Annotated in this window: 14 protein-coding genes; 9 read left to right on the top strand and 5 right to left on the bottom strand. The window is 68.6% G+C overall.

Going from position 1 to position 24,540, the window contains the following annotated elements; genetic code table 11:
• The first annotated feature begins 141 nt into the window (after positions 1-141).
• The 5 genes from tolQ (at position 142) to pal (ending at position 4,524) form a co-directional block, all read left to right on the top strand.
• The gene (tolQ, locus tag RVX_RS01615) at positions 142-837 is read left to right on the top strand and encodes a protein TolQ (RefSeq protein ID WP_116306903.1); all 696 of its coding nucleotides are present in this window, start codon (positions 142-144) and stop codon (positions 835-837) included.
• A gap of 3 nt (positions 838-840) precedes the next feature.
• Positions 841-1,260 carry a protein TolR gene (gene tolR, locus RVX_RS01610; RefSeq protein ID WP_116306905.1) on the top strand — a complete coding sequence of 140 codons (420 nt, stop codon included), beginning with the start codon at positions 841-843 and terminating at the stop codon, positions 1,258-1,260.
• A gap of 77 nt (positions 1,261-1,337) precedes the next feature.
• Positions 1,338-2,330, top strand: a complete 993-nt coding sequence (gene tolA / locus RVX_RS01605) for a cell envelope integrity protein TolA (protein ID WP_116306906.1) — start codon at positions 1,338-1,340, stop codon at positions 2,328-2,330.
• On the top strand, positions 2,327-3,667 hold the full coding sequence (tolB, locus tag RVX_RS01600; RefSeq protein ID WP_116306907.1) for a Tol-Pal system beta propeller repeat protein TolB: 1,341 nt from the start codon (positions 2,327-2,329) through the stop codon (positions 3,665-3,667). Before tolA ends, tolB begins: the two co-directional genes overlap by 4 nt.
• A gap of 344 nt (positions 3,668-4,011) precedes the next feature.
• Positions 4,012-4,524, top strand: a complete 513-nt coding sequence (gene pal / locus RVX_RS01595; RefSeq protein WP_007526102.1) for a peptidoglycan-associated lipoprotein Pal — start codon at positions 4,012-4,014, stop codon at positions 4,522-4,524.
• A 265-nt stretch (positions 4,525-4,789) separates the two neighbouring features.
• On the opposite strand, the gene RVX_RS01590 is transcribed toward pal, so the two are convergent.
• From RVX_RS01590 to RVX_RS01580, 3 genes are all read right to left on the bottom strand, one after another.
• Positions 4,790-6,310 carry an FAD-binding protein gene (locus RVX_RS01590; protein WP_116306908.1) on the bottom strand — a complete coding sequence of 507 codons (1,521 nt, stop codon included), beginning with the start codon at positions 6,308-6,310 and terminating at the stop codon, positions 4,790-4,792.
• A 296-nt stretch (positions 6,311-6,606) separates the two neighbouring features.
• Positions 6,607-8,259 (bottom strand): AMP-binding protein, encoded by a 1,653-nt coding sequence (locus RVX_RS01585; protein ID WP_116306909.1) that lies wholly within the window; start codon positions 8,257-8,259, stop codon positions 6,607-6,609.
• A gap of 13 nt (positions 8,260-8,272) precedes the next feature.
• Positions 8,273-8,839, bottom strand: coding sequence for a helix-turn-helix domain-containing protein (locus RVX_RS01580; RefSeq protein WP_007526099.1), 567 nt, complete (start codon positions 8,837-8,839; stop codon positions 8,273-8,275).
• A gap of 617 nt (positions 8,840-9,456) precedes the next feature.
• Between RVX_RS01580 and RVX_RS01575 the strand changes: the two genes are divergently transcribed.
• Positions 9,457-11,997, top strand: a complete 2,541-nt coding sequence (locus RVX_RS01575) for a carbamoyltransferase HypF (RefSeq protein ID WP_116307799.1) — start codon at positions 9,457-9,459, stop codon at positions 11,995-11,997.
• Positions 11,998-12,220: 223 nt separating this feature from the next.
• Here RVX_RS01575 and RVX_RS01570 read toward each other — a convergent pair whose 3' ends face one another.
• Positions 12,221-13,735 (bottom strand): ATP-binding protein, encoded by a 1,515-nt coding sequence (locus RVX_RS01570; protein ID WP_116306910.1) that lies wholly within the window; start codon positions 13,733-13,735, stop codon positions 12,221-12,223.
• Positions 13,736-14,244: 509 nt separating this feature from the next.
• Here RVX_RS01570 and RVX_RS01565 point away from each other — a divergent pair.
• The 3 genes from RVX_RS01565 to mltG all read left to right on the top strand — a co-directional run bounded on the left by RVX_RS01565 (position 14,245) and on the right by mltG (position 21,111).
• Entirely contained in the window at positions 14,245-17,862 is a 3,618-nt protein-coding gene (locus tag RVX_RS01565) for an FAD-binding and (Fe-S)-binding domain-containing protein (protein ID WP_116306911.1), read from the top strand.
• A gap of 325 nt (positions 17,863-18,187) precedes the next feature.
• The gene (gene ruvX, locus RVX_RS01560; protein WP_116306912.1) at positions 18,188-18,616 is read left to right on the top strand and encodes a Holliday junction resolvase RuvX; all 429 of its coding nucleotides are present in this window, start codon (positions 18,188-18,190) and stop codon (positions 18,614-18,616) included.
• A 503-nt stretch (positions 18,617-19,119) separates the two neighbouring features.
• Positions 19,120-21,111 carry an endolytic transglycosylase MltG gene (gene mltG / locus RVX_RS01555; RefSeq protein ID WP_230404698.1) on the top strand — a complete coding sequence of 664 codons (1,992 nt, stop codon included), beginning with the start codon at positions 19,120-19,122 and terminating at the stop codon, positions 21,109-21,111.
• 179 nt (positions 21,112-21,290) lie between these two features.
• On the opposite strand, the gene RVX_RS01550 is transcribed toward mltG, so the two are convergent.
• A complete protein-coding gene (locus RVX_RS01550; RefSeq protein WP_116306918.1) occupies positions 21,291-24,290 on the bottom strand; it encodes a PAS domain S-box protein in 3,000 nt (999 codons plus the stop codon).
• Positions 24,291-24,540: the final 250 nt, after the last annotated feature.

Here is a 24,540-nt window from a genome sequence, read left to right as displayed (position 1 = left end):
GCGCCCACGGTGCCGCAAGCCGCAATGCCCGCGGCGCCGCGCAGCACGCCCCCCACCCCCCCGGCCACGCATGGCGCGCGACGCCCTGCCGCCAGCCAGCCGCACTGTACAACTCAACTCACGGTGGAGACACCCAACGTCATGGATATTCTTTCTATTCTTGCCCAGGCCACCCTGGTGGCCAAGTTCGTGCTCGTCCTTCTGGTGCTCATGTCCATCGGCAGCTGGACGTTGATGTTCCAGAAGTGGTTTGCCCTCAAAGCCGCGCAGCGCAAGGCCGCCGACGGCCTGGACCGCTTCCAGAAGGCCCGCGACCTGCGCGAGGCCGTGCAGTCGCTGGGCGGCGACGCCGCCTCGCCCCTGTACCACGTGGCCCAGCAGGGCGTGGCCGAATTCAACCGATTGAAAGAGGCGGGCAGCTCGGGCGACGTGGTGGCCGACAACGTGCGCCGTTCGCTGCGCCAGGGTGTGGGCAACGAGATGACCCGCCTTTCCGGCTCGCTGTCCTTCCTGGCCACCGCGGCCAACACCGCCCCGTTCATCGGCCTGTTCGGCACGGTGTGGGGCATCATGAATTCGTTCCACGCCATCGGCCAGATGAAGAGCGCTTCGCTCGCCACTGTGGCCCCCGGCATCTCCGAGGCGCTCATCGCCACGGCCATCGGCCTGTTCGTGGCCATCCCGGCCACCGTGGGCTACAACGTCTTTCTGGGCATGATCAGCGGCATCGAGGTGCAGCTGGTCAACTTCGCGGGCGCGTTCCTCAACCGCGTGCAGCGCGAGATCAACGCCCATCGCGGGGCGGCCCAGCCCGCCAGCCGCGCCGATCGGGGTTAGCCCATGGGCGCTTCCGTCGGCAACAAGGGCGGCTTCGTCGCCGAGATCAACGTCACGCCCTTCGTGGACGTGATGCTGGTGTTGCTCATCATCTTCATGGTCACGGCCCCCATGATGACCGAAGGTCTCGAAGTGGACCTGCCCCAGACGCGTACCGTGCAGGTGCTGCCCGCGGACAGCGACCATCTGCTGCTCACCATACGCAAGGATGGGGTGATGTACCTCGACGAGTACAAGGTGACCATCGAGGAACTGGAAGGCTACCTGCAACGGCTGGTCAAGGAGAAGAACAAGCTGCTCTTCCTCCAGGCCGACAAGGCCGTGCCCTACGGCGTGGTGGTGGACGTGATGGGGCACATCAAGGCGGCGGGCATCGAAAAGCTCGGCGTCGTGGCGGAACGCGAGGACCCGAAGAAGAAATGAGCCCGTCATCACGAAGGGACGGCACGGTCCGGTTCCACATCACTCGCGGCAAGGCCGCGCGGTAGGCCGGGGTCGACATGCGCTACACAAGCTTTCTGCTGTCGCTCTCGCTGCACTGCGCCATCGTGCTGCTGGTCTTTTTCTGGCCCTCGTCGCCGCCGGTGCGTCTGGACATGCCCGTGGTGCAGGTGGACCTGGTGAGCCTGGGCGCGCCCGGCGGCCCCAAGGCCCCGCCCGCGCCCGCCCCAGGCCCCGCGCAGCCGCAGGCCGCCCCGGCCCCCGCGCCAACGGCGGCCTCGCCCAAGGCCGCGCCCGTGGCCACGCCCGAGGTGCAGGAAAAGCCCGCGCCCAAGGCCGAACCCAAGCCGGAGCCGAAACCGGAACCCAAGCCGGAACCGAAGCCAGAGCCCAAGCCCAAGCCGGAACCGGACGCCAAGGCCATCAGCGAAAAGAAGGACGAGAAGCCGACCAAGCCGGAACCTCCCAAGGACGTTTCCAAGAACGCCACGGCGGCAGCCCCGGCCAAGCCCGCGCCCCCCAAGGACGAGAAACCCGCGCCCAACCCCAAGGACGTGCTGAAGCAGGCCCTGGCCGACGTGCAGACCAAGGCTGGCGGCGCGCCCGAACAGGGCAAGGCCAAGGCGGGCGTCACATCCGGCGCGGCAGGGGCCAAGGACGTGGCCAACGCCCTGTCCGCCCTGCAGGCCACCGTCAAGGGCGGCGGGGGCGGCGGTGCCGCGGGCGGCGGCGACGGCAGCGGGGGCGAAGGCTCCGGCGGCGTCGGCATCGCTGGCGTGTACACCATGCAGGTCATGCAGATCGTGCGCAGCAACTGGGAATTCCCCGCCCTGGCCAACCGCGAGAACCTTCAGGTACGGGTGCGGGTGAAGATAGCCCCCAACGGGCAGATACAGGACTTCAACGTGGAGCAGTCCTCGGGCCGGGCCGACTTCGACTCGTCGACCCTGAAGGCGCTGGGCAAGACCGGCATGCTGCCGCCGCCGCCCAGCCCGGAATTCCAGGACCTTCTGCTCAACTTCAACCTTCAGGAAATGATCGGAAAAAGATGAGACAGCATCATGCCATCCACCGCCTTCTGGCGGCAGTGTGCCTCATCGTGTGCTGCGCGCTGGCGGCCCCGGCCCTTGCGGCGGGCCCCGTGCAGATCGACATCTACGGCCCCGGCCAGGGCAGCCTGAACCTTGCCCTGGCAGACCCGCTGGGCCCCACCCCCGGCACGCCCGTGACCGGGCAGGGCGCGAAGCTCAACGAAATCATCCGCGAGAACCTGAGCTTTCTGCCCTTCCTGCGCCTGACCGACCCCAAGGCCATCCTGGGCGGCTCGGTGCTGCAGAGCTACAAGGCCCCGGACATCGACTTCAAGCGCTTCCAGATCGCGGGCACCGACCTCGTGGTCACGGCGGGCTGGCCCCAGGGCGACGCCCCCGGCAAGCCCTTTGTGGAACTGCGCGTGTACGAGGCGTATTCGGGCAAGCTCGTGTTCGGCAAGGGCTACTACGACATCCAGGAAGCGCAGCTGGCCGACGTGGCCGACCGCTTCTGCTCCGACCTCATGAAGGCCCTGACCGGCCGGGGCGAGTTCTTCAAGTCCACCCTGGCCTTCGTGAAGGCCGGCGGCAAGAACAAGAAGGACGTGTGGCTCAGCAAGCCCACCGGCCGCGACCTGCGCCAGATCACCAACCTGCCGGGAGAGGCCCTGTCCCCGTCGTGGTCGCCCGATTCGCGGTTCATCGTGTTCAGCCACATGGACGACCGCACCCACGCCCTGGGGGTGTGGGACCGCCTGACCCGCCAGACCCAGCGCATCAAGTTCCCGGGCAACACGGTCATCGGGCCCACCTTCATGCCCGACAACAAGGTGGCGGTCAGTCTTTCCACCGGCAAGAACCCCGGCATCTTCCTGCTGAACCACGTGTTCCAGAAGGAACGCCCGCTGGAGGACAGCGCCTCCATCGACGTTTCGCCCTCGTTCGACGCCACAGGCACCAAGATGGCCTTCTGCTCCAGCCGCCTGGGCGGCCCGCAGATATTCCTGAAGGACCTGACCACCGGGCAGGTGACGCGCATCAGCCGTTCCGGCAACTACAACACCGCCCCGTCCATCAGCCCCGACGGCACGCTGATCGCCTTTGCCCGCATGACCGACTACGGGCACCGCATCTTCGTGTACGACATGGTCACCCAGTCCGAACGCCAGGTCACCTTCGGGCCCGGCACCGACGAAACCCCGTCCTTCGCCCCCGACAGCTACTTTCTGGCCTTCACCTCCACCCGCAGCGGCGCGAAGCAGATATACCTGATCACCCGGCACGGCGGCGACGCCAAGCGTGTGCCCACGGGCGCGGGCGACGCCTCGTTTCCGGACTGGGGCATGATTCCAGACTAGAAGGACGCACGAAAGAATGGGACGCCTGCGTTTGGCCTCCGCTTTCCAGCCTGCCGGCCTGCCGCCGGGCTTGGTGTTTCACGAATTCGTGACGCCTGATGCCGACGGGAAACATTCGTGAAGGGGCATGGCCTCGCCCGAATCGCCCAAACCGGAAAAAATCGTGCAGGAAAGTGGAGATACCGCAATCGCCCATCTTGACAAAAAACGGCGTAGAGATACCATTACTGCTGTCCCACTCCGGGGGTGTAGGGTTGCGGCCGAAGCCGACGGAAAGGGATAAAGGAAAGGAACCGTTCTCTGCATAATTCTATTGGAGCGAAGAGCTGTCTAGGAGGAATCAAATGAACACCGCAAAGCGCTTTGGGCTTGTCCTGACTCTGGCCCTGGTTCTCGCCACCGGCTTCGGCTGCGCCAAGAAGCAGGTCGCCGCCACCCCCGAGGGCACCAGTGCCCCCATGGCCACCGAGGACGACGCCGCTCGTCGTGCCCAGCTGGAAGCCCTTGCCCGGGCCCAGCAGATCATCACCGACGCCAAAGTCTACTTCGACTTCGACAAGTTCGACCTGAAGGCCGAATCCAAGGAAGTCCTGAAGCAGAAGGCCGACGTGCTGAAGAAGTTCCCCTCGATCCGCGTGCTGGTGGAAGGCCACTGCGACGAACGTGGGACCCAGGAATACAACCTGGCCCTCGGCGAACGCCGCGCTCGCGCCGCCTACGAGTACCTGGTGATGTCCGGCGTCAACGCTGGCCAGCTGGAAATGATCAGCTACGGCGAAGAACGTCCCGCCGTGGAAGGTCACACCGAAGCTGCCTGGTCGAAGAACCGCCGCGGCGAGTTCAAGATCATCAAGTAGTTTCCGGTACAGCCTGTTTTTCAAGGCCGCTCCCGTTCGCGGGGGCGGCCTTGCTGTTTTGCGCGCCTACGGCCGACTGGCAGGGGAGGCATGGAGCGCGGCATCCCAGTGCGGAACCGCACATGATACGGCATGACTGCGTGCCACGCGCCGGACGCATGAAGGGCGATGAAAAAATCCGCGGCGGGACAGGACAGGTCAGGACAGGACGGGGCGAGGTGGGACGGATGCGGACGCGGGCAGAACGGCCGGTGCCACCCTGCATTCACGCGGGCGACACGGCCGTGACCGCCGCCGCGCACTCGGCACGCAGACGGCGCAGGCGGTGTTCCGCCACGGTCAGGGCGGAGAGCACGCGGACACGGTCCAGCAGATCCACGGCGGGCAGCAGCAACAGGGCCTTCAGCCGCTCCACGAAAAGTTCCAGTTCACGGAGCTGCCGCTCTGCACCGCATACAACGGACGTTCCGGGCGTTGCGGACGTCGCGGCCGACAGCGCCTCGCCGGGAAAGCCCGGCAGGCAGTTGCGCTGCATGGCTTCGCGCAGGCGCAGGGGGTGGTGGGAAGGCTGGCGTTCCGTGCCGTCGGGCACGCCGGGCGGGGGGGGCAGCAGCGCGGAGTGGGCGTGCAGGGCCGCCGCGATGCCCGCCCGGTGGCCGAACACCTGCGCGGCCAGCACCATGGCCCCGCCGATGCGGTTGGCCCCGTGCATGCCGGTGGCGCATTCGCCGCACGCGAACAGCCCCGGAACGGTGGTCCGCCCGTCCCCGTCGATGAGCGCGCCCCCGTTGCCCGCATGGGCCATGAGCGACAGCAGGCGCGGCTCCCGCTCGCCACGGTAGCGCACCGGCACCACCCCGGCTGGCGTCATCAGCGACAGCAGGTAGGAGTCCAGCGCGGCGTCCGGCAGGCCCCATCCCCACGGCGCGTGGCTGGCGCGGGCGGCCATGTGCTCGCGCTGTGCGCGCGGCAGAGGGGCGGGCACGCCGTCCTGCCCGGCAACTTCCAGTTCGTGGGCCCGTTCGGGCAAAAACGCGAAGGGCTGCGCCCCCTCATACCACAGGAACTGCAGGAACGAGGCATTGCCCGTGCGCGCCCCGCAGGAACGCGCAAGGCCCAGCCCCGCGCCGGTCTGCCCGGCATCCGTCTGGCCCGGGCCGGTTCGTGCAAGCACGGAAACGTCACCGGCGAACAGCGCGGCGGGGCCGCCAACGGCAAGCACCACGGACCGGGCGCGCACCGGCACCACCCCGCCGAAGGCGTCGAGGCACAGCGCGCTGCCGGGGGGGCCGCCCTCCACGCCCAGCGCCGCCAGGGTGAACCCCGGCAGCACCTCCACACCGGCGGCCAGGGCCACGCGCATCAGGGCCGCGTGGGCGGACACGCAGTCGGGAATCACGGCGGCCACGGCCATTTCGGGCAGAAAACAGGCGGCGCGGCGCAGCCGCTCGCCCCCCCGCCCGGTGGCCAGGGGCACGCCCCATTCGGACAATTCGCGCAGGCGCGCCTCGCCGTGCTCCAGCAGCAGGCGCACCAGGGCCGGGTCGGCCGTGCCGGGGTGGGCGATGGTCAGGGCGCGCTCGTAGATGGCGTCGCGTTCCTCGTCACTGTCCGGGGCCAGCACGCCCAGCGAGCCCGCATGCCCCGCGAACGACGAACCGCCCGGTCCCTCGTGCGGGGCCACCACGATGACGCGCAGGCCGCGCCCCGAAACGGCGGCGGCGATGGCGGCGCGCAAACCGGCAAACCCGGCCCCTGCAACAAGGACATCCGCTTCCAGCGACATGCGGCTCTCTCTTGGTGCGCAGCCCGCTGCGCAGTTCGTTTCGTGCCCCGCACCGCACCTAGCGCGCGGGGGCGGCCACGGCTGGCGGGCGAAAAATCTCGCCCCCGCCGAGGGATGCTTTGAAGGTCATTTTTACTGTGCGTGGAACCGCGCCGGAAATCAAGCGTGCCAGCCATACGCAATGCGCCCCCGAAGCCGAGGCTTCGAGGGCGCTGACAATGCATGCTTGAATGTTTCCCGCCCGTCGTCCGGCTACGATGCGCCGCAGCCAGCGGACGAAAAGACCGTTCGAGGCCCTATTTCATGGCTTCGGGAAACAACTCCGCCGCCATCTCGCGCAGCTTGAACTTCTGGATCTTGCCGCTGGCGGTCATGGGATAGGCGTCGATGAAGCTGATGTAGCGCGGCACCTTGTGCCAGGCGATACGGCCCCGGCAGTGGTCGCGCACGTCTTCGGGGGCCAGTTCCACGCCCGGCTTGGGGATGATGAACGCGCCCACTTCCTCGCCGTACTTGCGGCTGGCCACGCCCACCACCTGCACGTCCTGCACGCCGTCCATGCCGTACAGGAACTCTTCGATCTCGCGGGGGTAGATGTTTTCGCCGCCCCGGATGATCATGTCCTTGATGCGGCCGGTGATGACCACGTAGCCTTCCTCGTCCATGACGCCAAGGTCGCCGGAATGCAGCCAGCCCTCCGTGTCGATGGCGGCAGCCGTGGCTTCGGGCATGTTGTAGTAGCCCTTCATCACGTTGTAACCCCGACAGACCACCTCGCCCTGAGCGCCGCGAGGCACTTCCTCGTTGGTTTCCGGGTCCACGATGCGCACCTCGATGCACGGCATGGCCCGGCCCACGGTCTGCACGCGGCGCTCGAAGGGGTCGGTGACCAGGCTCTGGGTCATCACCGGCGAACCTTCGGTAAGGCCGTAGCAGATGGTGATCTCACGCATGTACATCTTCTCGACCACCCGGCGCATCAGCGGTTCCGGGCAGACCGAACCGGCCATGATGCCGGTGCGCAGCGAACTGAAGTCGAACCGCTCGAACAGCTTGTGCTCCAGCACGGCCAGGAACATGGTGGGCACCCCGTACAGGGCGGTGCACTTTTCCTGGTCCACGGAGGCCATGACGTGCATGGGGCTGAAGCTTTCCAGGATCACCAGCGCGGCCCCGTGGTTGATGGCGGCCAGCACCCCCAGCACGCAGCCGAAGCAGTGGAACAGCGGCACCGGCAGGCACACCCGGTCCTTTTCGGTGAAGTGCTGGTTCTTGCCGATCCAGTACCCGTTGTTGCCGATGTTCACGTGGGTGAGCATGACCCCCTTGGGAAACCCGGTGGTGCCCGAGGTGTACTGCATGTTCACCACGTCGTGCGGGTCCAGCGCGCGCTGGCGCTCGGCGTATTCCTCGTCCGAGACCATGGCCGACATGCTCATGATCTCTGGCACGGAATACATGCCCCGGTGCTTTTCCGCGCCCAGGAACATGACCCGCTTGAGATGCGGCAGCGTGGCGCAGCGCAACTGCCCGCGCGGCTGCGTCTTCAGCTCGGGGATCATGTTGTAGATGGTCTGCACGTAGTCGTGGTCGCGGAACCCGTCGATGATGAACAGGTTCTCGCACTCCGACTGGGTGAGCAGGTAGCGGATTTCGTGCTCGCGGTAGTTGGTGTTCACCGTGAGCAGGATGGCCCCCATCTTGGCCGTGGCGAACTGCAGCGCCACCCAGTAGGGCACGTTGGTGGCCCACACGGCCACTTTTTCGCCATGCTGCACGCCAAGGGCCATCAGCCCCTTGGCCAGGTCGTCCACCACCTCCGCGAACTGCCGGTAGGTCTGCCTGTAGTCGCGGTCCACGTAGATGACCGCGTCGTTGTCCGGATACTTTGCGACGGTCTCGTCCAGAATCTGGCCGAGGGTGCGTTCGCGCACTGCGAATTCGTCCATGCCCCTTCCACTCCTAGGGATAGTAGATGACGGCGTAGATCTCGGCCGGGGTCTCCCCTTCGGCGCCCACGTAGTGGGGCACGATGGAGTTGTAGTAGATGGAGTCGCCCGGTCCGAGCACGTGCTCTTCCTTGCCGTACACGACACGGATGGTGCCCTTGTTCACCAGGATGAATTCCTCGCCCTGGTGCGAGGACAGCTTGCGGTCCTCCACGGGCTCCGGACAGATCTCGATGAAGAACGGCTCCATGTTCCGGTCGCTCTTGCCCTTGCCCAGCGAGTGGAAGCGGAAGGCCGCGCACTTGTTGCGCGCCTTCTGCATGGTCAGGTCCGCCTCGCGGTCGCCCTGGCGGCTCACGATGGGGTCGCGGCTCACCGCGTCGTCCATGAAGGTGCCAAGGCGGACGTTCAGGGCGCGGGCCAGCTTCTGTAGCGGCCCGATGGACGGATACAGGTTGTCGTCCTCGAGGGCGGCGATGAATTCCGTCTTCAGACCGGCCGCGTCCGCGAGTTCCTCGCGGGTCAGGCTGCGGTCTTCCCTGTACTTGCGCACGCGCGCGCCAAGCTTGTCAGCGCCCATGGCTCCTCCTTGCAGCGATTGATTTTGCAACGCGTCCCCTGGCGACCCATGGCGATATCCGGCGGCGAAACACGGCCTCGCCCGCGCCCTCGGGACGGGCGGCGCTGCCTGCGCCGCCGTTCCTGCGACTGAATGTGGCGGGAATCGTTCTACCTATCCGACCGGCGCGCGCTGTACAAGGGAAATGCCCCGGACTGCGCGCGCGAACAGCATCCGCCCGAACCAAACGAACCAAACGGACCAAACGAACCACGCGCCCCCGCACCCACCGTGTGGGGGGCCCGGCCGCGCCGCCCCCCGGAACGGCCAGGGCCACGTGACGCAAAGTGACCGTGGCGCGCGGAAGCGGCGCGACCGTTGCGGCACATTATAAGAGCGCCGCCCCCATGACAACCGCGTTATGAAGGCGCGCACCGCAACCGGTGCGGGCGCGGCAGTGCGCGGCCGACATGGCGCGCGTCGGGCAGCCCGGTCGCGCGTCGCCCGCGTCGCCCGCGTCGCCGGACGGAGCCGGTACGGCCAGGGCGGCAGGCCCGATGTTCGCGGTCGTTGCGGTCCTTGCGGCCCATACCGCCGCACGCCTTTTCACCCACCGGGTCTTCCGCTATGGTCGCCGCATGCCAGACGTTCTCGCGCGCCGCAAGTTCACCGTTTCCGGCCAGGTCCAGGGGGTGGGGTTTCGCCCCTTCGTCTACCGCATCGCCGCCGACCATGCGCTGACCGGCACGGTCAGCAACACCGCCGCCGGGGTGTTCATAGAGGTGCAGGGGCCGCCGGAATCGGTCGCCGCCTTCGGGCACGACCTGGCCCACAAGCTGCCCCCGCTGGCGCGGGTGGTCTCGTGCACGCACCAGGACATCCCCGTGGTGCGAGACGAGGAGGGATTCCGCATAGTGGCCAGCGGCGACGGCGGGGCCGGACACGAAGTGCTCATCAGCGCCGACGTGGCCACCTGCGACGACTGCCTGGCCGACATGAACGACCCGGCCAACCGCCGCCACCTGTACCCCTTCACCAACTGCACCAACTGCGGGCCGCGCTACACCATCACCCGGTTCATCCCCTACGACCGCGACAAGACCTCCATGGCCTGCTTTCCGCTGTGCCCGGAGTGCGCGGCGGAGTACGAAAACCCGCTGGACCGGCGCTTTCACGCCCAGCCCAACGCCTGCCCGGTGTGCGGGCCGCGCGTGTGGTACGTGAACGGCGCGCCGCTGGGCCCCACGCCCGAAACCCACCCCAATGCGACGCAGGACGCGGGCCGCCCTGCGGGCACCCCGGCCATCCTGGCCCTGGCAAAAGCGCTGGCCGCCGGGCGCATCGCCGCCGTGAAGGGGCTGGGCGGGTTTCATCTGGCCTGCGACGCCGCAAGCGACGCCGCCGTGGGCGAACTGCGCCGCCGCAAGCACCGGCCGCACAAGCCGCTGGCCATCATGGTGCCGGACCTGGCCACGGCCCGGCGCATCGTGCATGTTTCCCCTGAAGAAGAAGCCCTGCTGGCCGGGCGCGAACGGCCCATCGTGCTGTGCCGCGCGCTGGCCGGTCTGGCTGGCGGGCTGGCGGGCGGATTGGCAGAAGGTCTGGTGGGCGGATTGGCCGGAACGGCCGATCGTGTGAAATCCGAAGGTGTTGCAGAGGCGGGCTGCGCCCCACCGCCCATCTCCCCGCTTGTCTCACCCGACACCCCTTTCGTGGGGGTGATGCTGCCCTACACCCCCCTGCACCACGTGCTGCTGCGCCTGTACGGCGAACTGCTGCCCGAAGGGCGTGCGGCCGCGCTGGTGATGACCTCCGGCAACGCGGGCGGCGAGCCCATCTGCCTCGGCAACCGCGAAGCCCTGCGCCGCCTGCCCGGTATCGCCGACGTGTTCCTGCTGCACGACCGCGACATCCTGATCCGCACCGACGACTCGGTGACGCGGATCAACCCGGCCACCGGCCAACCGCAGTTCCTGCGCCGGGCGCGCGGCTTCACCCCCCGGCCGGTGTTCCTTGCGGATGATGGCCCGTGCGTGCTGGCCATGGGGCCGGAGCTCAAGAACACCCTGTGCGTCACGCGGGGCGACAAGGCCTTTGTCAGCCAGCACATCGGCGACATGCACAACCTGGAAACCCTGGGCTTTCACCGCGAGATCGCGGCGCACCTGCCGCGCATCCTGCAGGTAACCCCGCAGGCCGTGGCGCGCGACCTGCACCCCGACTACATGACCACGGCCGAGGCGGAACAGAGCGGCCTGCCCGTGCTGACCCTGCAACACCATTTCGCGCACATCCACGCCGTGCTGGCCGAAAACCGCCACGACGGCCCGGCCCTGGGCCTTGCCCTGGACGGCACCGGCCACGGCGAGGACGGCACGGTGTGGGGGGGCGAGCTGCTGTACGTGGACAACGTGGCGCTGGACCACCAGCGGCTGGGGCGGCTGGCCCGCATCCCCCTGCCGGGGGGCGACGCCGCCATCCGCGAACCGTGGCGCATCGCCCAGGGCCTGCTGTGGCGGCTGGGGCTGCACGAGTCCGGCAGCGACGGCGGCCGCCCGTGGCCGTGGCTGCACCGCCACGCCCAGGCCGCCGCCTTCCTGCCGCGCGTGCTGGAACGGGGGGTGAACACCCCGCTCACCTCCAGTTGCGGGCGGCTGTTCGACGCCGTGGCCGCCCTGCTGGGCCTGTGCGACACCATCACCTACGAAGGGCAGGCGGCCATCCGACTGGAACACGCGCAGGATGCAATCGCCCCGCACGGCGGCGACCACGACGCCTTCTTCACCCACGCCTACCCCTGCCCCCTGCGCGCTGCACGTGACGGCAGCGACACGCTGGTGCTCGACACGCACGTGCTGTTCCGGGCCGTGCACGACGACTGGGCGCGCGGCACCCCGCCCGGCGAAGTGGCCCGCCGCTTCCACGCCGGGCTGGTGGCGGGCCTGGCCGACATGGCCGCCGCCGTGGCCGGGGTGATGGACGTGCCCGTGGTGGCCCTGTCCGGCGGGGTGATGCAGAACCTCACCCTGTCCGTGCACCTGCCGCAGGCCCTTGCCGCGCGCGGGCTGACCGTGCTGACCCACGCGGAACTGCCCCCCGGCGACGGCTGCATCTCGCTGGGGCAGGCCGCCTGGGCGCGCCGGGTCCTGGCCAGACAAGCACCAGCGGGACGGGGGTAACCCCGCCGCCCCCCATCGCCAACGCTTTCCCCTCCCCCCCAAAAAATGCGGGCGGTGCGCCTGCGGCATCGCTTCCCCACAGAAGCTCCACCACCGGCGCACCGCCCCGTACTCGTGCTTTCGTCCCGCCGCCGCCCCACAGCCGATGGGGAGGGCGACGGGCACCCGTACTCCGCTCTTGCCTGTCCCTTTCCCGAATATCTTCCCTGCCCTTTTCCGCCCCCTACTCCACCGTCACCAGCTTGGCGAAAATCCGCTCCGCAGCCTGGCTGGACAGAGTGAACGCCAGCATGCCCGCAGGCAGGTACGAAAACTCCGTATTCCCCTGCACGCCCACGGTGAAGGTGGAGCGGGTGGTCACGTAGGCCTTGCGCACGTTGTGCCGCCGGGCGAACTCGAACAGCGGCCGCAGGGGCGCGGCCCCGCTGCCGTTGCCGCCCGCCTTGCGCGAAGCGCGCGTGGCGTCCTCGGCTGCGGCCGCGTCGTTGCGCACGCCGCAGCGCCCGTTGCCCGTGGCGATGCCCTCGTCGCTCCAGCGGATGTCGAAGGCCAGCACCGGCTTGCCGTGCACCGGGTGCAGGCCCACCAGCGCCACGTCGCCGCCGTCCCAGCGGGCGTAGCAGGTGTTGCTGGACAGGGCCGGGCTGCACAAGAGCTGCCCCACCACGGCGGTCTCCAGCAGCGGTTGCAGGGCCGGGTCGTCCGGACCGGTGATGGGCGCGAACAGCGCCGTGCGCATGGAGGGGTTGGCCAGATATACCTTGAAGCTGCGGTCGCGCCGGAAGCGGCGGCCCGCGTCGTCGATGCGGCGCAGCCGCACCACCAGGAAGGCGGCTTCCAGATAGTCGAGATAGCGCTTCAGGGTGTTCACCGCGATGCCCGATTCGCCGCGCAGGTCCTCCAGGGTCACCTCGCGCCCGCTGTTCAGGGCCAGCACGGCCAGCAGGCGGTTCAGCTCCTGCACGTCCGAGATGCCGTACAGGCCGGGCAGGTCGCTGCACAGCACGCGGTCGATGATCTCGCTGCGCAGAAAGCGCGTCATGTCCGAACGCACCCGCTCGGACACCACGGCCTCGGGGTAGCCCCCGAAATTCATGTACCGCACCAGCAACTCGTTCAGCTCGCCCATGCGCTCCGGCGTGAACAGCTGCTTCATGTCGCGGCGCTGCCCGCCGGACAGGCGCAGGAACTCGGCGAAGGACAACGGGGGCAGCATGTACACGGCAAAGCGCCCGGCCGCCTCGGCGTCGCCCATGCGGCGCAGGGCGGGCGCGGCGGAGCCGCACGCGGTGCAGCGCAGGGCGGGCCAGCGCGCGGCCAGCGCATCCAGTCCATGCTCCCAGTTCTGCATGTACTGGATTTCGTCAAAGATGACCCACCCCGGCCGGGAGGGGTCGAAACCGGCCAACTCGGCGGCCAGTTCCACAAATTCCAGAAGTTCCAGCCCGGTGTAGGCCGGGGCGTCCAGAGTGGCGAACAGAATCTGGCGGCGTTCCGCCCCCTGCTTCAGCAGGTTGTCCACCACCTGGTGCAGCAACACCGTCTTGCCTACCCGGCGCGGCCCCATGAGCACCACGGCCCGGTGCAGCGCACAGTCTGCGGCAAGCTCGAAAAACGGCGCGAAATGGTCGCGCTGCGGCAATTCCGCCGCAAAGGGCCGGGCCAGTTCGTCCGACCACCACGGATTGTCCGCGGCAAGGCGTCCCATGACATCGGCGCGTGGCAGTGCGTGTGACATGACGTCCCTCCTTTCCTGGAGCTTGCATCACGCTACACACCAATCGCGCTGAAGTGTCAATTACAATCAATTGATTGATCTTACAGTTAACATTCCCCGTACGATGCTGCTCTCATGCATTGTTCGTTTGCACAAACTATAGACAACACATTGATGCACAAGAGAGTATCCATGTACTAACGTAGCATCATCCGCCTGATGATAGCCCCGCAAACGCCCCAAAGGCCGGCAATTTTTTTCGGCGGCGCGCCGAGCAGCCCTGCCCCCACCGCATCCGGCACGGCAGCGCACCTGTCGGCAACGCACCGACCAGCCGGGCGATGCATTCCCGCGCACCCCCGTTTCGCCGCCCGTCCTTTTCGAACCGACCCTAACCGGCCCCAACCGGTCCCAACCGGCCCCCGCTGGCCCCCGCCGCAGAATCGTGCGCTCACTCAACTTGCCAACCGGGCCGCGCGCGCCTATAGTCAACGGCTTCCTCTCACCGCAACCCGAGAGAGAGCCCGCCCATGCCCCATAAAGGCCCGCACATCTCCATTTCCGCGGATTTCGTCGTCAACCGGATCCTGCGCATCAACCTCGACGAGTTCGAGGATTGGCCGGAATCCGTGCGCCATCTCGCCATTGAAATCGCGGAAGAACTGTTTCTCGTCGTGTACAACCCGTTCATCGACGCGGAAACGGTGAAAGCGAGCGTTCGCGCGCGTTTCGAGGGCGAAAAGGCGGCACTGGCCCACCACTACGCCACCAGCATCGGCGAAGGCATCACCATGTTCTGGAGCGCGCACGAGGCCGAGGTGGCCTTCCGCGACGAACTGGTGAAGCGCATGGCCGCCGTCATGCCGCGCGAATGCATCGACACCCGCCCCGGCGCGCTGGTGGAAAACTCGACGGACGCCACCGACCTGCGCATGGAACTGCCCATGCTCGTGGTCAGCCCCGCCACGGCCGAACAGGTCAGCGCGGTGGTCAAGCTGGCCAACGAGATGAAGTTCGCCATCATCCCGCGCGGCGGCGGATCGGGCCTGACCGGCGGGGCCGTGCCCGCCCGCAAGCGCACGGTCATCCTCAGCCTTGGCCGCCTTACCCGCATCGTCAGCATCGACGAGCAGAACCGGGTGCTGTGCTGCGAGGCGGGGGTGATCACCAACGACGCCATCGCGGCGGCGGGCAAGAAGGGCCTGCTGTTCACCGTGGACCCGGCCTCCAAGCTGGCCTCGTCCATCGGCGGCAACATCGCCGAAAACGCGGGCGGCCCCTTTGCCTTCGAGTACGGCACCACCCTGGACAACCTGCTCTCGTGGCGCATGGTCACCCCCACCGGCGAGATCATCGACGTGGCCCGGGTGAACCACCCGCGCCACAAGATCATGCCCGGCGAGACGGCCACCTTCGAGATCCGCGACCTGAGCGGCGGCGTGCGCAACGTGGTTTCCCTGCGCGGCGACGAAATCCGCCTGCCCGGCCTTGGCAAGGACGTTACCAACAAGACCCTGGGCGGCCTGCCCGGCATGCAGAAGGAAGGCGTGGACGGCATCATCGTCGAGGCCTGCTTCGTGCTGCACAAGAAGCCCGCCCACTCGCGCGTGCTGGTGCTGGAATTCTTCGGGCGCTCCATGAACAGCGCCATGCAGGTCATCAAGGACGTGGTGGGCTACCGCGACACCATCCGCCGCGAAGGCGACCACGTGAAGATATCGGCCTTGGAGGAGTTCAACTCCAAGTACGTCAAGGCCATAGAATACAAGAAGAAGTCCGCGGAGTACGAGGGCGACCCCATTTCGGTGCTCATCGTGCAACTGGACGGCGACGACGAGTTCCATCTGGACCGCGCCGTGCACCAGATCCTGGACATCGTGAACCCCTATGACGGGGCGGACATCTTTGCCGCGCGCGACGAGAAGGAGGCGGAAGCCTTCTGGGAGGACCGCCACAAGCTGTCCGCCATCGCCCGCCGCACCTCGGGCTTCAAGATCAACGAGGACGTGGTCATCCCCATCGACGGCGTGCCCGAGTTTGCCGACTTTCTGGAGCAGGTGAACCTGGAATGCGCGGCCGCCGCCTACCGCACGGCGCTGCAGGAAATAGGACGCCTGGCGGGCATGCCGCTGGACGACAAGGAATTCAACCGCGAGTTCACCTACGCCTCCAAGGTGGCCAAGGGCGAGGTTTCGGCCAAGGACATCTCGGACGAGGAAATGCAGATCCGCTCCGTGGTGTTTCTGGGCGAACTGGGCAACGTGCACCCCAATCTGACCCGCAAGATAGAGCGCATCAAGGACCACATGCAGGCCACCCGCATCGAGGTGGCCAGCCACATGCACGCGGGCGACGGCAACTGCCACGTCAACATACCGGTCAACTCCAACGACCCGGTCATGCTGCACAATGCCGAGCAGGTGGCCCACCGCGTCATGGCGAAAGCCCAGGAGGTGGGCGGCGAGGTTTCCGGCGAGCACGGCATCGGCATCACCAAGATCGCCTTCCTGCGCAAGGAGAAGATGGACGCCCTGCGCGCCTTCAAGGAGCGCGTGGACCCGCGCAACGTGCTGAACCCGGCCAAGCTGACCCAGCGCGAACTGCCGGTGCGCCCGTTCACCTTCTCGTTCAACCGGCTCATCGAGGACATCCGCCAGAGCGGCCTGCCCGACAAGGAACGGCTCATCCAGTTGCTGGCCAACGTGCAGATCTGCACCCGCTGCGGAAAGTGCAAGCAGGTCTGCCCCATGTTCTACCCGGAACAGTCGCTGCAATACCACCCGCGCAACAAGAACATCGCCCTCGGCGCGCTGGTGGAGGCGGTGTACTATTCGCAGGTCAACAAGGGTCGGCCCGACCCGTTCCTGCTGGGCGAGCTGCGCACCATGATGGAGCACTGCACCGGCTGCGGCCGCTGCACCTCGGTCTGTCCGGTGAAGATCGATTCGTCCGGCGTGGCGCTGGCCATGCGCGCCTTCCTGGAATCGGAGAACGCGGGCGGCCACCCCATCAAGCGCAAGGTGCTGGAATGGCTGTCCGCCGATCCGTCGTCGCGCGCGCCCCGCGCGGCCAAGGCCGCGTCCATGGGCCAGCGCTTTCAGAACCGCTTCGTGGGCCTTGTGCCCGCCGGGTGGCGCGAACGCTTTGAAAGCCCGCTGTTCGCCGGTCCCGGCCCCGAAGTTGGCTACAAGAACCTTGCGGAAACCCTGCACCTCGGCAAGGGCGGCATCTTCGTGCCCGCCAGCGCCAAACAGCGCGCGGCGGCCACCGGCGAACCCGTGGAAGCGGTGTTCTACTTCCCCGGCTGCGGCGCGGGCCTGTTCTACCGCAACATCGGCCTAGCCGGGCTGATGCTGATGCTGAAGTCCGGCGTGGCCGTGGTCATGCCGGAACAGCACCTGTGCTGCGGCTACCCGCTGCTGTCCGCCGGGGCCGACAACGCCTTCACCGCCAACCGCGACCGCAACGTGCAGGCCATCCAGCACTCGCTGGACAAGGCGCGCGCGGCGGGCCTTAACGTCACCCACGTCATCACCGCCTGCGGCTCGTGCCGCGACGGCATCCAGCGCCACGAGCTGCTCGCCGCGCGCGGCGACGCCCCGGCCATGCGCCATCAGGACATGGTGCAGTTCCTGCTCGAACGGCTGCCCCCCAGCACCCTGTCCGCAGACGCCCTGACCGGCGCGGTCACGCCCGCCGCCGGAACCGAGGTGCTCTACCACCCCTCGTGCCATGCGGAATGGGTGGGCGTGCACAAGGGCAAGGCCGCCAACATCTACGCGCAGGCCGTGGCCGCCTTCACCGGCGCCAAGGTGCGCGTCAACCCCGGCTGCTGCGGCGAATCGGGCATGGGGGCCATGACCTCGCCCGCCATCTACAACAAGCTGCGCGCCCGCAAGCGCATGCGCCTTGAGGCGGACTTCATGACCTACGCCGACGGCGCGCCCGTCATCGTGGGCTGTCCCTCGTGCAAGGTGGGCATCAAGCGCACCATGATGGCCCTGAAGGACAAGCGCCCCGTGCTGCATACCCTGGAATGGCTGGCGGAACTGGCCAAGGGCGCGGACTGGCGCAAGCTGCTGCGCAAGGCCGCCGACCAGGCCAAAGACGACGGCGGCGTGCGCGTGGTGGACGATTCCACGCTGTAAGAAGCAACGAAAGACTGAAAGAACGAACCGGGGGAGGAGGGGAAACTTTAAAAAGTTTCCCCTCCTCCCCCGGACCCCTTCCACCCCTTCAAACTTTTCAATAGGGACCACGCCCTGACGCGACGAGGGTCCATCCCGCTCTGAACAAAACCGTCCCAGCCTCTTGCCCCTGCGCCCCACCGTTGAAACGTTTTGAGGAAGAAGGGAGGGGGTTCGGGGGAGGGAGGAAGGAACTTTTTCAAAAGTTCCTTCCTCCCTCCCCCGATACTCTCCACCACCCCGCAGCTTGCCCAGCCGCGCCCGCTGGCGTAGCATCCGGCCACCCATGAAGTACCTTGGCATAGACTATGGCACCAGGCGCACAGGCATCGCGGCCAGCGACACAGGCGGCAGCATGGCCTTTCCGCGCCGCACCATCGTCATGACCACCCGCGACCGGTTCTTTGCCGAACTGCTGGCCGTGGCCGAGGAAGAGCGCGCCGAGGCCTACGTGGTGGGGTTGCCCCTGCTGCACGACGGCACGGACACCCTGACCACCCGGCAGGTGCGCAACTTCGTGGAGCGGCTGAAGCGCCGCACCACCCTGCCCGTCTACCTCATGGAGGAATTTTTGAGCTCCTACGAGGCCGAGGACGACCTGCGCGATGCCGGGCTTTCCGGCAGGGCGCTGGAGGCCGTGGTGGATCAGCAGGCGGCCGTGCGCATCCTGCAATCGTTCCTCAACCAGCCCGAATCCCGGCGTACCCCCGCCTGACCGGATAGCATCACCGCATGAGCGATACCCCCAAAGCATCCCCGGAAATTTCCCCCAAAACGTCCCCACAAGAGCAGGGCGCGCAGCCCGCGTCCCCCCCGGACGCGGCCCAGGACGCTGCCCACAGCGTTGTCCCCCATGCTGTTTCTGACGCGGCTTCTGACGCGTCCACGATCGTGCCCCCGCAACCGCCGGACGGCGAACGCAAAACCGGTGAGTCCAGCGCCGCCGACACCGCGCAGTTGTCTGGCACTGGCGACAGTGCCGAGGTGACCGCGACGACCGGTTCGGCGGACACAGCCGCCACCCCCACGGCGCGGGCGGGCGAGGCGACAGACACGCCAACGGTCGCCCCTGCGGCGTCGGCTCCCGAAGGCGCGGCGATCCCGAAGACCCCAGATCCCAAGGACTCTACGGGCTCCACTGACGCCGCAGGCTCCGCCGACTCTCCCGTCCCCCCAAATTCCACGAACGCGCAAGCCGCCGCGCCATCCGATACGCCCGTGGCCGCGTCGGGTGGCTCCAACTCCAAGGACGAGGCCAGCGCTTCCCCTGCCTCGGCGTCCGACCTCGCCGCCAGCGTAACGGCAGCGGAAACTCCCCCGGCGCACCCCGCCACGGAAGCAGAAGCATCCGATCCCGCAGCACCCGCATCTTCCACGGCAGCCCCCGTGTCCGCCCCGTCCGCCCCTGCGCCGCCCACTCCCGAAGTCCCCGCGCCGTCCGCCGCCACTCCCGTGGCGTCCCCCGAGCCGTCTCCCGTGTCGGGCACGCCGTCCCCGGCCGTTTCAGCCTCCGGCCGCCCCATGCTGCGCATCCTGTTGCGCGCGCTGGCGGCGCTGGCCCTGCTGGGCCTTTTGGCGGGCGGCTACGCAGGCTATGATGCCTGGCGCTTTCTGCGCACCCCACCCGCGTCCCCTGGTGCGGACGTCTACGTGGACGTGGAACCCGGCGCCACCTTCGACAGGGTGACGAAGCAACTGGTGGACAAGGGCGCGGTGACCAGCGACTGGCGCTTCAAGCTGCTGGCCCACTACCATGGCTGGGAAAATTCGCTGAAGGCCGGGCGCTTTCTGGTGCACAGCAACTGGACGCCGTTGCGCGTGCTGGACCAATTGGTGAACGGCCAGCCGGTGCTGTCGCGCATCACCCTGCGCGAAGGGCTGACCTGGTGGGAAACCGCCCGCCTGCTGGAGGCCGAGGGCTTCGTCACCGTCGAGGATTTCCGCGCGGTGATCACCGACCCGGCCTTCCTGCGCCACTGGGGCATCCCCTTCGACACGGCGGAAGGCTTCCTGTTTCCGGACACCTACCTGATCAAGAAGCCCCCCGTGCCGGACCGGGAATCGGCCCGCGCCGTGGCCGGACGCATGGTGGACACCTTCTGGCGGCGAGCCGCGCAGGTCTGGCCCGAGGGCCGCCCCGCCCGCGACGAGTTGCGGCGGCTGATCACCCTGGCCTCCATCGTGGAAAAGGAAACCGGCCTGCCCGCCGAACGCGGCCGCGTGGCCGGGGTGTACGCCAACCGGCTGCGCACCGGCATGCTGTTGCAGGCGGACCCCACCACCATCTACGGCCTGGGCGAAACCTTCGACGGCAACCTGCGCCGCCCGCATCTGCAGGACGCCGCCAACCCGTACAACACCTACCGCCGCCCCGGTCTGCCCCCCGGCCCCATCTGCTCGCCGGGCATGGAATCGCTGCGCGCGGCCACCACGCCGGAAAAACACGGCTATTTCTACTTCGTCTCGCGCAACGATGGTTCGCACCAGTTCAGCGCCACGCTGGACGAACACAACCGCGCCGTGAACCGCTTCCAGCGCGCCGGTCGCGCCAAGGGAACCGCGCAGGGCACGCCCACGGATGCCGCCACGCCAGCCCCTCAGACCGGGCCAACCGCCGCCCAGGACGAGCGGACGGCACCAGCGGCGACCACGGACGCCGACACCGGCGGCAACGCCGCAACGGGGATAACCCTCCCGCCCCCGGCTGCCGAAGCAACGGGCGCGAAGGCCGGGACCGAAGGCGCGCCCGGCAAGGACGATGCGCCCGCCGCGCCAGCCGCTTCCGCCGCACCGGCACAGGCAGCGCCAACCTCCGGCACGGAAGCACCGGCCGCCTCCCCCCTGCCCGCCAAGACCTCGCCCGGCTCGAAACCCGCCGCAGAACCCTTGCCCCGCAAGGCGAAAAACACGGGGACCAAGGCGGAGGACGCCACCCCCGCGGCAAACGCGGGCGTCCGCGCCCCCACCGCCCCGCGCGAGACCGCGCAACCCGGCGATGGCGCAACTTCCGGGGCCGCGCCCGGCCGGACAAGTGGCACGTCTGGCGGCACGACAGGCGGCACGCCGGAAACGCAGGGCGCACCCAAGGCGCTTTCCATCCCAGGCCCCCCGGCTCCCACCGCCACGCCCGCCCCTCCGGCGGTCCCCGTTGCCCCAGCGCCCACCAGCCCGGAAACGCCCGCCGCCGCTGCCGCCCCGGCCGCGCCGTAACCCGTACCCCGGCCATTTCCCGGCCGCCTCCGGGCAACCGCCGCCAGGCCTGCTCTTTCGCAAAACAGACGGGCGCTTTCCGGAAACCCTCCGGAAAGCGCCCGTTTCGCTATCTCTCGACAACTCCACCGCAACACCGCTCCACCGCGTCCTTGCTCGCGGCGCAACGGAAACCGCGCTCAGCCCTCCTGCCGGGGCGCTCCGCCGCTGCTCCAGCGGCGATTCTGATCCTCCACGCCGCCGTTGGCGGCGCGCGTCAGCACCACCCGGTTGCGGCCCGCCTCCTTGGCCGCGTACAACGCCGCGTCCGCCCGGCGCAGGATGTCGTCAAACGCCGTATCGCCCGGCACATGCAGGGCAAGCCCGATGCTCACGGTGCAGCGCAGGTCCTGCCCGCCGAAGGGCACGGCCATTTCCTCCACGGCCCTGCGCAGCCGTTCGGCGGCGGCCAGGGCGTCGTCCAGGTCCGTCTCCAGCAGCACGGCCGCGAATTCCTCGCCGCCCAGCCGCCCCAGAATGTCGGTGTCGCGCAGCGACTGCTGGCAGGCCTGCACGCACCCCAGCAGCACGGCGTCGCCCGCGTGGTGCCCGAACCGGTCGTTGATGCGCTTGAACCGGTCAAGATCCAGCATCAACACGGCCAGCGGGCGGCCGTAGCGCGCGGCGCGGCCCATTTCGCGCTCCGCCTCCACGAAGAACTGCCGCCGGTTGCGGATGCCGGTCAGCGGGTCGGTGGTGGCCTCTCGCATCAGGGCCTGTTCCAGCCGCTTGCGGTCGGTGATGTCGCGAGCGATGCTGAGCACCACGGGCCTGCCGTCGAAGTCGAGTATCTTGGCGTGGATTTCCACGGGCAGGGTCATGCCGTTGCGGGTGCGGTGGGCCGATTCGAAGGTCAGCGAGCCTTCCTCGTCCAACCGCCGGATGCGCTCGGGCACGTGCTCGGCGAACTCCGGCGCTTCCAGTTCTTCCGGGGTCATGGCCAGCAGTTCCCCGCGGGTGTACCCCAGGCGGCGGCAGGCCACCTCGTTGACGTCCAGAAAGCGTCCCTCGGGGTCGTGCAGGAAGATCGCGTCGGCGGCGGCCTCGAACAGCAGCCGGTAGTGCGCCTCTGACCGCTGTCGCGCCGCCTCCGCCGCCCGGCGCTGGGTGACATCCTGGGCCACCCCGACGATGGTGTCGCCGTCCAGCTTGCCGGAATACTCGAACCACACCGTGCTGCCGTCGCGGCGGCGCATTTCCACTTCCATGTTGCGGAATTCGCCCCGGCGCAGCAGCGTGGTCACCATGCGGCCACGCGCCTCGGGGTCCACGTACCATTCGGTGGAGCGCATCTTGTCCATGAATTCCGCGCGGTCCGGCCAGCCGTACATTTCGATGATCCGGCTATTGGCCTCCAGGAATCTGCCGTCGGAAATGCGGGTGCGAAAAATGCCCACCTGGGCGTTCTCGAACAGGGCACGATAACGGCGCTCACTGTCCTCCTGGGCCTGCTGGGCGCTGCGCTGCTCGTTGATGTCCACGATGATGGCCAGCGCCGCTTCCACTTCGCCGTTGGGTCCTTCCAGCGGCGAGGCGCTGATGTCGGTCCACAGGTAGCCGCCGTCCTTGCCGCGCAGGCGGTGCTGCAGGCGGCTGGTGGTCTGGGTGCGGTCCAGCAGTCGGGTCAGGGTGGTGGCGGCCAGGGTGGTTTCGTCCTCGTGCATGAAGCGGCTGAAGTGCTGGCCGCGCATCTCGTCGGTGGCGTAGCCCAGCATGCGCGCGCAGGCGTCGTTGACGCGCACCAGCAGGCCGAAGCGGTCCAGCAGCACGATGCCCACGGAGGCGGTGCTGAAGATGCCCCGGAACAGTTCCTCGCTGCGGCCCAGGGCCAGTCGCTGGCTGACGGCGGCGGTGATGTCCATGTGCGTGCCCACCACCCGCGCGGGCGAACCGTCTTCACGCCGGGCCAGCACGCGGCCCCGCGCCAGCATCCACTTCCAGCCGCCGTCCTTGGTGCGCAGGCGAAACTGCACCTCGAACTGGCCCACGCCGCACTCCCCCGCCACCGCATGCGCCATGGCAGGGTCCGTCGTGGCCATGCCCGCCACCGCCAGGCCGGTTTCGGGCACGCACAGGGCGGCCGCCACCTCGGGCATGTCCTCGGGGTGCATCAGGTCGCGCAGGGCCTCGTGGGTGCACTCGAACTCGCCCGGCACATAGCCCAGCATCTCGTAGTAGCGGGGGCTGCAATACAGCTCGCCGGTCTCGAAATTCCAGTCCCAGTGGGCCTCGCTGGCCGCGTCCAGGGCCAGCTTCAGCCGTTCCTCGCTGCGGGCCAGGGCCTCCTGGGCGCGCACCTCGGCGGTGACGTCCTCGAACAGCCACACGCTGCCCCAGGGTCGGCCGTGCTCGTCGCGCAGGGTGCGATAGGTGCGCCGCAGCATCCGGCCATCGGCCAGCGGCACCGGGCGGCTGCCCGGCCCACGGGCCGACTGGGCGGGCACTTCCGCGCCATGGCCGGGGACGTCGGTCGGCAGGGCGTCGTCGATGTCCGCGGGGTCGCGCAGTCGGGAGGCCAGCAGCCCGCGCACCTCTTCCAGCGGGCGGCCGGCCAGGCTGGCGGCGTCGGCCTCGATGCCCCACAATTGCGGAAAGCGGCGGTTGGCCCGCGCCACCGCGCCCCTGGCGTCCACGGTCAGCGCGGCGGACGGCAGGGTGTCCTGCTGCGCGCCGAACAGGGCGTTCTCGTAGGCCTGGGCCAGGGTGTCCTCGACCTGGCTGTGAAAGTCGTCCACGATGGCGCGGTGCACCTCGGGCAGCGGCCATTCGCGCGTGCCCAGCAGGCACAGCGTGCCGTACGCCTGCCCGTCGGGCAGCAGCAGCGGGTAGCCGAGATACGAGACGAACCCCGCCCGCACCATGGTGCTGTCGCGCCAGCGCGGGTCGTCCAGCGCGTTCCGCACGTACACCGGCTCGCGCGCGTCGATGGCCGCGTCACAGTAGGAACCGCCCGGCGTGGCGGCAATGCGCATGCCCGGAGCCAGCGGGTTGCCCGCCGTATTGCTGGAAAGCAACACGGTGAGCCCGCCGGGGTGCCGCCGCATGATGGCCGCCACCCGGATGCCCAGCACGCGCGCCAGGGTGTCCAGCGATTGCTGCCAGCGGGCCTGCGTCCGTTCGCCGATATTAATGAAGTCCATACTCGTTCCCCCCTCGCGCGCACCCGCGTGCCGTTCCGGCTTCCCCCTGCCGCAAGGCCGCACAGACCACGGCCATGGCCATGGCCCGTCATGTGCGCCTCGCGCGGGCCTCGCCCTCGCAGTGGCCCCTCCCTTCGGCGTCCGGCGGCATCCGGAGCACGGCGGGTACAGACGGCCATGATGCAGCATATCATGCCGCGCAACCGATTGCACGCGGCATGACGTCTGCAAGGCATCACTTCACCGGGGC

It is taken from the genome of Nitratidesulfovibrio sp. HK-II (genome assembly GCF_003402415.2).
In the GTDB taxonomy this organism is placed as follows: domain Bacteria; phylum Desulfobacterota; class Desulfovibrionia; order Desulfovibrionales; family Desulfovibrionaceae; genus Cupidesulfovibrio.
This window is presented reverse-complemented; position numbering and strand designations above follow the sequence as displayed.

Coding starts and splice junctions, on each gene's coding strand:
- RVX_RS01585 (WP_116306909.1), bottom strand. CDS start 8,259: ATGGACGAATTCGCAGTGCGCGAACGCACCCTCGGCCAGATTCTGGAC.
- tolB (WP_116306907.1), top strand. CDS start 2,327: ATGAGACAGCATCATGCCATCCACCGCCTTCTGGCGGCAGTGTGCCTC.
- ruvX (WP_116306912.1), top strand. CDS start 18,188: ATGAAGTACCTTGGCATAGACTATGGCACCAGGCGCACAGGCATCGCG.
- RVX_RS01550 (WP_116306918.1), bottom strand. CDS start 24,290: ATGGACTTCATTAATATCGGCGAACGGACGCAGGCCCGCTGGCAGCAA.
- tolA (WP_116306906.1), top strand. CDS start 1,338: ATGCGCTACACAAGCTTTCTGCTGTCGCTCTCGCTGCACTGCGCCATC.
- RVX_RS01590 (WP_116306908.1), bottom strand. CDS start 6,310: ATGTCGCTGGAAGCGGATGTCCTTGTTGCAGGGGCCGGGTTTGCCGGT.
- pal (WP_007526102.1), top strand. CDS start 4,012: ATGAACACCGCAAAGCGCTTTGGGCTTGTCCTGACTCTGGCCCTGGTT.
- RVX_RS01575 (WP_116307799.1), top strand. CDS start 9,457: ATGCCAGACGTTCTCGCGCGCCGCAAGTTCACCGTTTCCGGCCAGGTC.
- tolR (WP_116306905.1), top strand. CDS start 841: ATGGGCGCTTCCGTCGGCAACAAGGGCGGCTTCGTCGCCGAGATCAAC.
- RVX_RS01580 (WP_007526099.1), bottom strand. CDS start 8,839: ATGGGCGCTGACAAGCTTGGCGCGCGCGTGCGCAAGTACAGGGAAGAC.
- tolQ (WP_116306903.1), top strand. CDS start 142: ATGGATATTCTTTCTATTCTTGCCCAGGCCACCCTGGTGGCCAAGTTC.
- RVX_RS01565 (WP_116306911.1), top strand. CDS start 14,245: ATGCCCCATAAAGGCCCGCACATCTCCATTTCCGCGGATTTCGTCGTC.
- RVX_RS01570 (WP_116306910.1), bottom strand. CDS start 13,735: ATGTCACACGCACTGCCACGCGCCGATGTCATGGGACGCCTTGCCGCG.